The following is an 8,927-nucleotide window of genomic DNA, read 5'->3' on the forward strand; positions in this document are numbered from 1 at the left end:
AAATATTCGGTGCTTACGCACCGAATATTTTTATTTTCTTAAGTTAAAAACTCGTTTTAAAATTTGAGCAATAATAACCCAAAGTAAGACCGAAGTAGCAATAACAATTAACCATGAACTCCGTGATTCTGTAAGAGGTAATGGAATATTCATCCCAAAAAATCCAGTAATTGCTGCAATAATCGCTAAATTAATCGAAATGATATTCAAACCTGTTAAGTTTTCGTTCAAGTTATTATTTAAGACATTGTTAAAAGTAGATGATAATTGTGAAAGTACCTGACTGTTTAAGTGTGTCATACTGACTAACTGATGCGCTTCAATGAGAGCATCTGATAACTGTTCTTTTTCCACTTCAGAATTAAATCGCTGACTAGGATGAACATCTAATTGCTCTAATACCAATGCATTTTGATTGGCAGCTGTCAAAAGATAAACGGATCCTGTCTCTAGGTCACTCATGGCTAATAAGCGCTTATTGGTTGTTTGTTCTCTCAATTGACGGTTGAGAATATCCTTTTCTCTATCAATTTTCGATACAACATTAAAATATTGTTTTGTAATCAAAGTTAAAGCTGCAAATAAAAATTTTTTAGGAGAGACATCTGGATTACGGTCTAGATATTTTTGCAATAGTTCTAGCATATAACTATTTCGAGACCGTGTCACCGTTATCAAACGGTCGTGTGATAAGCAAAAGGTCATCGGAACGGTCTCATAATAACTTTCTTTCTGCTTTAGATCAATAGTATTAAAAATAATCGTCAAGACTTCTTTTCCTTTAATATGAGAACATTCCATAAAGGCTCGTTCATAATCATCCAGAGCATATGTAATAATCTCACTATCCAAATATTTTGCTTGAATTTCAGATGTTTCTGTTCGCAATTGCTCTGCTTCAATGTTAATCCAAGTAAAACCATTTCCAAATTTTTGTTCGACTATCATTTTTTCCTTTCTTTAATCCATTTTTACCACTTCTAGCTGTTTACCACCTAAAAGAATTAAGTATTTGTCTATCTTTTCTATCTCGTAAGATTTTTTTAAAGCTTCTGCATATAAAGCCATTTGTCCCTGATAGCGTTCTTTTAATTCCAGAGGATTGACAAATTTATCAGTCTTATAATCAAATAGAATTATCCGATTTTCTAATAGTAGATACCCATCAATAATACCACGTACAACGAATTTCTCACCACTCTCCGGATCTTCTTTTAACATGGCAAAAGGTGCCTCTCGATGCAGATGTTCTACTTCTTCTTGTATATACTTACCGAGTGAGGTTTCTTGGAAAAAATAGTTGATTTTTTCAATCTGAATAGCCGCTTTGACACTTGTTTCAGCATTCACTTCTGTCAAGGCTTTTTGAATATCTTCCATTTTGACATGAGATGACATCTCTATGCGTTGCATTAATTCATGTACAGCAGATCCTAAAGCTGCTGGGTCTTTCTTTTTACTTGTAGAAAAATCAGGTAACTTAAAATCTACTGATGTTTTAGTAATAGTTTCCATCACATCAACGCCTTCTATATCTAGAATAGGCTCATAGAATTTTTTGACTTGACTTGGTGTTCTTACTGTCGGTAACTCAATAGCCGCTTTATAAGTTTGATTAATCTGTTCAACAGATTCTAACACGCTAATCGCGCGCACGATATCTTCAGACTGACGATTCTCTGCCTTATTATCGGGATTGAAAGGTAGACTAGGATTAACCATCCCTATGTGGTGATCTGTTAATTCCTCTAATGATACGAAGTTGATGTCATAAAACAACTCTTGTTTCTTATAGGTTTCATGAACAGCCAGTAACCAATCTTGAAAGGTCACAAAAGTCTCACGACTAGCTAATGGGAGATGATTATTTTCAGATACTAAGTCATAATGATCAGCCCATTTGGTTTGACTAGCCTTACCAACCAGATATAATTTTTTCTCTGCGCGTGTCATAGCTACGTAAAGTAAACGCATCTGCTCTGATAAAGTAGCTAAGCGTAACTCTCTTTTATTAAGTTGGTAAGGAAGTGTTTCCATGCTAACCTTTACTGCAGGCAGTATCTCTTCTTCGAGTTCATGTCGCATATCAGCAACATATTTAATACCAATTCCTTGATTTCGGCTTAAAATAAGAGGGGAAGTTATGTCTACCATTGAAAATTTCTTATCAATATTTAAAATAAATACATACTTAAACTCAAGCCCCTTTGATTTGTGTATAGTCATTAGGTTAACAGCATTTTGCGGTAATGCCACCTCAACATCTGCCAAATCATTTTCATTTTCTAAAACTTTATCAATCATTCGAATAAAGCGTGATAAACCCTTGAAACCTGTTTTTTCAAACTGATTTGCTCGAAGTGCCAAGGCATATAGATTGGCTTGACGTTGCTCAGCTTTAGGCAGAGCTCCTACATAATCATAATAAAAACGGTCATTATATATTTTCCATATTAAATCATAAAGCGAATGCCATTTAGCAAAATCACGCCAAGTCTGGAATATTTTCATAAAGTGATCTATTTTAGAAGATAATTCTGGAGTAATTAAATCACTATGATGACCTTCTTTATGATAAGACAATTTCACTTTATGATAAAAAGCCATTTTGACATCCTGAATAGCAATTCTTGTTAAATCATCTTCATTAAATCCAAACATGGGAGATCTCAAAAGAGCAACTAGAGCATAATCATTTAAGGGATTATCAATTGACCGCAAAGTATCAAGCATTACCATCACTTCAACTGATTTTAAGTAATTTTGCTCCCCACCGTCAGTTACCAAAGGAATACCATAACGGTCAAAAGTTTGTAAGATACCATCATTCCTTGTCCTTGAAGAAACTAAGAGGGTGATATCTTGAAAGGGAACATTCTCTTCTTTATGCAATCGAATAATTTCTTTTGCGACTAACTTTGCTTCAGCTGGGCTAATATCATATTGTTGACTATCACTGTCATCTATATCATCTTCATCAGTATCTAATAGTAAAACTTGTGTTTTATTATTCGGATGTCTTTCTTGCTGTCTTGGACTACCAGCTTTTAATTGGTGACTTTCATCATAAAGAATGTCTCCTACTTCTTCATCCATAAGATGTGTAAACACACTATTTGTACTGTCTAAAACCTCTGATTGACTCCGAAAATTCTCTTTCAGAATAATTAATTTCCCTTGACTTGGATTGTCTTGGTAAGCTTTGTATTTATCATTAAAAATTTGTGGATCAGCCTGACGAAAACGGTAAATTGATTGTTTTATGTCTCCAACCATGAAACGATTATGTCCATTAGACAATAATTCTAACATTCTCTCTTGGGTGTGGTTATTGTCCTGATACTCATCAACCATTACTTCATGATACTTATCTTGATAAAGTTGCCTAATATCATGATTTTCTTCCAATATTTGAATTGCAAAATGGGCAATATCAGAAAATTCAAAAGCATTTTCTTGAATCTTCTCCTGTAAATATTGTTCTGAGAAATCTAAAACAAAGGATTGCAATAATTCTAACAAGAAAAGAGATTCTCCTTGATACTTAAAAATAACTTCTAAGTGCTTAAGTCCAACGATACGATTATGCAATTGTTTAAAGATAGGATATTTAATGCCAGCAACTGTAACATCATTGCCTGAAGGAATTACATTAGTGATATCACGTGCCAAATTAGCCAATCCTTTTTTTCCATACAGCAGATTAAAGTCTTGAGACCAATGGACTAAATTTTCAATTATTTTAAGGTGTTTTTTGTAATTTGCTGTCGGAACCCCTTTAGCAGTTAATTGCTTATAATCTTCTTGCTCCGTTAAATCACGTAATTGATTAGCAGTTGTTTGCATTACATTTAAAAGGCTTGAAACTTCTTGATCTGGAATAGCATCAAAATCAGTGTAAGTTTGTGCACCTTTTAGAAAAACTGTTTGCATCCAGCGCTTGGGGTTATCGGTGGACTGGCTAAAAGCATAAACTTTATAAACCATTTCTCGAAAAGCTTTGCTATCTTTACGGTTACCTGAGAAATTTTTGACTAATTTTATGAATGAAGCTGCATTCTTTCCAGTCATGTAGTCAGAAAATAAATCAGCATAGACCTCATTCTTTATGACGTCTTGCTCATTTTTATCTTGTAAAATCCTAAATATAGGTGATATGCCCAAAGTATAACCATATTGGTTAACTATTTTTTGCGTAAAAGCATCCATAGTAGCAATATCAGCTGTTTGAATGCCTACAAGTTGCTGGGTGAGAAACTGTTTTAAATCATCTGATTCTGCGGATTTCAAAGACTCGTTTATTTTCTTTTCTAAACGTTCTTTGAGCTCACCTGCCGCTTTTACTGTAAATGTTGAGATAAACAAAGACTCAATCGGAACCCCTCTTAAAAGTTTATCTAAAATCCGCTCAACCATTACAAAAGTCTTTCCAGAACCAGCCGAAGCTGATACCAGGACATTGTTACCAAAAGTATAAATGGCTTCAATTTGTTCAGGCGTTCGCTTTTGTTTTTTATCAGAATTTTTTTCTTCTGTCTGAATAACAGCAATATCTTCTTGATTTAAGAAAGGCTTAAAGGTCATCATTTTCCTCCTCTTGCTGCATTAATGTTAAGAAACCTTGACGTTTTTCCTTAGCAGGTAATTTATAAAGCGCTCTGGCACGTGCCATATGCCTATCCGCCTCGAACCCCGTAATACTCTTAAACTGATCACCGTCAACTGTTTTAGCATCTTCTGTATATGGATTGATCAAAAACTTACCTGACTTAATAGTCTCAGATGCTTTTTTGTAAAGCGATTGGTTATGTGCTTGTAAAATAGCGATTTCAGCCTCTGAATAAAGGGAATCTTTGAGATGGTATTTCCCATTTGCTAAGAATTCTTTTTCGGCTTCTGAAAATAATCCTTTATAAGTTAAAGCTTGATGATTTTTTGTTACTAAATCATCTAAATTTTTAATTTTAGACAAGTCTTGTCTAGGTTCTTGCATATGTAAGTACATAGCTCCAAAAATCGGTGGTTTTTGTTCAATTTCCTTGTCACGACTGATAGCATCAATGTAGGTGACTAATTGTGGACTTAGACCGTTATAAAATTTTTGGATATCGAATTTTTGAGCGCTTGATTTATAGTCCACGACACCCAAAGAACCATCAGATAAACGATCGATACGGTCAATAATACCGTTAATTTTTATAGTATTATCAATCATTAGTTCAAATCGTTCTTCTTCACTTTCAACAGTCATCTGACTATCTTGTCGTAATATGGTTGCAGTTGCACGCGCGATATCTTCTAAAATTTCTAAAGAATAACGACTTTCTGCATCTTCTGAATACAAGGATTTGAAAACATCTTCTTGATTGGTTTTATTAATTGCAGAGTTGAGTTTCTCTTCAAAAGATTCTATCCCTTGGTTTTTCATCAGAATTTCAAAAACACGATGAAGGTACGTTCCATGGTGCCGCATATCTGGATGAATTGAGTCTTGTTCTTCCAAACCTAATACATATTGTAAAAAATACTTATATTGATTATTATAAAAAGTTGTCAAAGCAGATGAGGATAATTTAAGTGGGTGATCTTCTGGGAAGCGTCTGGTCATCACATCTGATGAAACTGTCACAGTATCAAGGCTATCTGTAATTATTGGTATCTCGATTCCTTTAGAAGTTAATTGACGACGCAAATAACGAACAGCAACTGACCAAAAAGTTTGTTCTTCTTTAGTCATCTCTTTGTCAATAGCAGAGCGATACAAGTCAACAACACGCGATAATAAAGCTTTGTAATTCCCAATATTATCAGCTTCTTCTTTTAACGATTGGCGTCCTTTATGATTAAAAGGAACACCTATATTTCTTAGTTCGACAAGATATGGTGACATCTGATCTTCAGACTCATTCAATAATTGTGGTATAGTCAACACTAATTCTTGTTTAGCAGCATTAAAAAGAGAGAGGGCAGCAAAATGGTTTTTCTTCAAATTTTCTTGCGTCATAATGTCAAAATGACCATCAGTGTCATTGGCATCATTAATAAGCTGACGTTCAATATCAGATATTAAAGATTTGTTTTGAGCAATCTTTGGAAAATGTGATTGTGTCATGCCTAGGGCATAGACAAATTGATTACTATGTGGTTCTACCAAATCGTAAGACTTAACAGTAACCACATCAACAGTAGCAGGGACCATACGATACTCGGCTTGCATCATACCTGAATTTAATAACGATAAAAATTCGTCTAAATTTAATTTTTCTTGACCAAATATTGTTTGAAACTGCTCTAAAATATCTGTAAATGTTTTCCAAACTTCTTGATGTTTTTCTTGTTCATTTTCAGACATTTGACCAACTAATCGCGATAAATTGTCACTCAAACCTACCTGAGTAAGGAAAAACATGAATTGGTTGAGTGTTTTTATACCGTCTTGTTTTTTCGTTTTCACAAAACTTTCCAGTGGAGTAAGGAGGGACTGACGAATAGTGTTAAGACGCCCTAAATCAAATTTTTTAGCCCCCACAACAAAATCTGTAAAGAACTTCTTAGGACCTTTAATGTCTGCATATGAGATATAAGCCTCAAAATAATCTAAATCATCTTGGCTAATCTCTCCATAAATACCTGTCTTAAAAAGATTTAAAACATCTTCAGCTCTAAATCGATAACGTTTTATTCGAGACAAGGAATCCATAAAATGAACTAAAGGGTGCGCAGCCATTGTTTCAGCTTTACCGAAATAATAAGGAATATCATACTGCTCAAAAATCTTACTTAATTGTAGTTTATAACTATCTACATCTCCTAGTAAAACTAAAATATCTTTGTAGCGATATCCTTGATAAAGTTTCTGACGTATAGCTCTAGCCACATGTTCCACTTCATCTTTTTGATTAATGCACTCCCAAATTGTTATACAATCTTTAGCAGTGTCGTCTAAAATGTGACTACTATTTGTAAAATCATGTTTACCTTCGATATTTTTCGAAATCATTTCAAAACCAGACTTACTTTCCCACTTGGACAAGATAAATTCTGGTTTTGTTTGAAATGTCGTTGCTAGATATCTTAAAAAATCAACCCCTGCAGAATAAATATTTCCATTAGTAAAGTTAGCCTTATACGCTTTTTGGCTAGCATAAGCTCCGATGATAATCTCTTGACAACGTGAACTCAGACTTTTAATTAAAGCTTCTTCTTCAGCTGAGAAACGGGTAAAACCATCGACTATAAGGATAGTGTTCTTTAAATCCACATCTAGCTGGCCTGACCTTACTTGTTCTGTAAAAAAGGCAATTTTAGATTGATTGTCGTATTCTCCTTCTCTTAAAAGATCTGAAACCACTAGAAAAATAGCTAATAGATCTTCAAATTTTTCAGGAGAATGTAAATATTTTAAATCTAAAATACTCAGATTTGCTGTCTGCAATTCTTTGTATAGGTCTACCAATTGACTGATAAAGGAAGCATCTTGCTTCAATCGTCCAAAAGCTTTTAATTGTCCATCTTCAAAACTTGCTAAAGCACGATAAAAGATCATTGCTAATCCAATATCGTTTAAACTTTCTTTTTGATTAGGCTGGTTTAAAGTAAAATAACGTGCCAATTGAGCAAAGCGAGTAATTGTAATAGCAAAAGAGGCTTCTTGAGGAAGGATCTCTAATACTGCACGCTCCTTTTCAAAAGATAAAGAGTTTGGAGCAATATAAAAAATACGCCATCCAGCTTCAGCAGCATGCGCGGCCTGATTGACTAAGATTTCTGTCATATCATGATTAATATCAGTATAAAGTAATTTCATGAATCTCCTATCTTATAAGTCAACTGAGAAGTAAACCTTCTTCAACTTATTCTTTACAGTTTATTAATATTATACCAAAAATAGCTTCAAATCTAGGGGAAGATATTTAGTTAAAAATTCAAGCATTTCTTATTAAAATAGTTTATAATGAGCCTATAAAACACTTTGGAGATACTTATGAAAATAGATGACCTAAGAAAAAGCGACAATGTTGAAGATCGTCGCTCCAGTAGCGGAGGTTCATTCTCTAGCGGAGGAAGTGGATTACCGATTCTTCAACTTTTATTGATGCGAGGGAGTTGGAAAACCAAGCTTGTGGTTTTAATCATCTTACTGCTACTTGGCGGAGGGGGACTAACCAGCATTTTTAATGACTCATCCTCACCTTCTAGTTACCAATCTCAGAATGTCTCACGTTCTGTTGATAATAGCGCAACGAGAGAACAAATCGATTTCGTTAATAAAGTCCTTGGCTCAACTGAGGATTTCTGGTCACAAGAATTCCAAACCCAAGGTTTTGGAAATTATAAGGAACCAAAACTTGTTCTTTACACCAATTCGATTCAAACAGGTTGTGGTATAGGTGAATCTGCTTCAGGACCATTTTATTGTTCAGCAGATAAAAAAATCTATCTTGATATTTCTTTTTACAATGAATTATCACATAAATATGGTGCTACTGGTGATTTTGCTATGGCCTACGTCATCGCCCATGAAGTTGGTCACCACATTCAAACAGAGTTAGGCATTATGGATAAGTATAATAGAATGCGACACGGACTTACTAAGAAAGAAGCAAATGCTTTAAATGTTCGGCTAGAACTTCAAGCAGATTATTATGCAGGGGTATGGGCTCACTACATCAAGGGAAAAAATCTCTTAGAACAAGGAGACTTTGAAGAGGCCATGAATGCTGCCCACGCCGTCGGAGACGATACCCTTCAGAAAGAAACCTACGGAAAATTAGTGCCTGATAGCTTTACCCATGGAACAGCTGAACAACGCCAACGCTGGTTTAACAAAGGCTTTCAATATGGTGACATCCAACACGGTGATACTTTCTCCGCAGAACATCTATAAATTTTAAATAAAAAAACAGCATCTTAATTGATGCTGTTTC

At 34.4% G+C, this 8,927-nt stretch carries 4 protein-coding genes; 1 reads left to right on the forward strand and 3 read right to left on the reverse strand.

Features of this window, described 5'->3' with window-relative positions; genetic code table 11:
* Positions 1 to 30: 30 nt before the first annotated feature.
* Genes HMPREF9171_RS107170 through rexB form a run of 3 tightly spaced genes read right to left on the reverse strand, consistent with a single transcriptional unit; the run spans position 31 to position 7,807 of the window.
* Positions 31 to 948 carry a magnesium transporter CorA family protein gene (locus tag HMPREF9171_RS107170; protein ID WP_000634642.1) on the reverse strand — a complete coding sequence of 306 codons (918 nt, stop codon included), beginning with the start codon at positions 946 to 948 and terminating at the stop codon, positions 31 to 33.
* Positions 949 to 960: 12 nt separating this feature from the next.
* Positions 961 to 4,584, reverse strand: a complete 3,624-nt coding sequence (gene addA / locus HMPREF9171_RS107165) for a helicase-exonuclease AddAB subunit AddA (RefSeq protein ID WP_000143241.1) — start codon at positions 4,582 to 4,584, stop codon at positions 961 to 963.
* Positions 4,574 to 7,807 (reverse strand): ATP-dependent nuclease subunit B, encoded by a 3,234-nt coding sequence (gene rexB, locus HMPREF9171_RS107160; RefSeq protein ID WP_000772287.1) that lies wholly within the window; start codon positions 7,805 to 7,807, stop codon positions 4,574 to 4,576. Before rexB ends, addA begins: the two co-directional genes overlap by 11 nt.
* 177 nt (positions 7,808 to 7,984) lie before the next feature.
* Here rexB and ypfJ point away from each other — a divergent pair, with 177 nt between their 5' ends.
* Positions 7,985 to 8,887, forward strand: a complete 903-nt coding sequence (gene ypfJ / locus HMPREF9171_RS107155; RefSeq protein ID WP_000686763.1) for a KPN_02809 family neutral zinc metallopeptidase — start codon at positions 7,985 to 7,987, stop codon at positions 8,885 to 8,887.
* Positions 8,888 to 8,927 lie beyond the last annotated feature (40 nt).

The sequence above is a fragment of the Streptococcus agalactiae ATCC 13813 genome, assembly GCF_000186445.1.
Lineage (GTDB): Bacteria > Bacillota > Bacilli > Lactobacillales > Streptococcaceae > Streptococcus > Streptococcus agalactiae.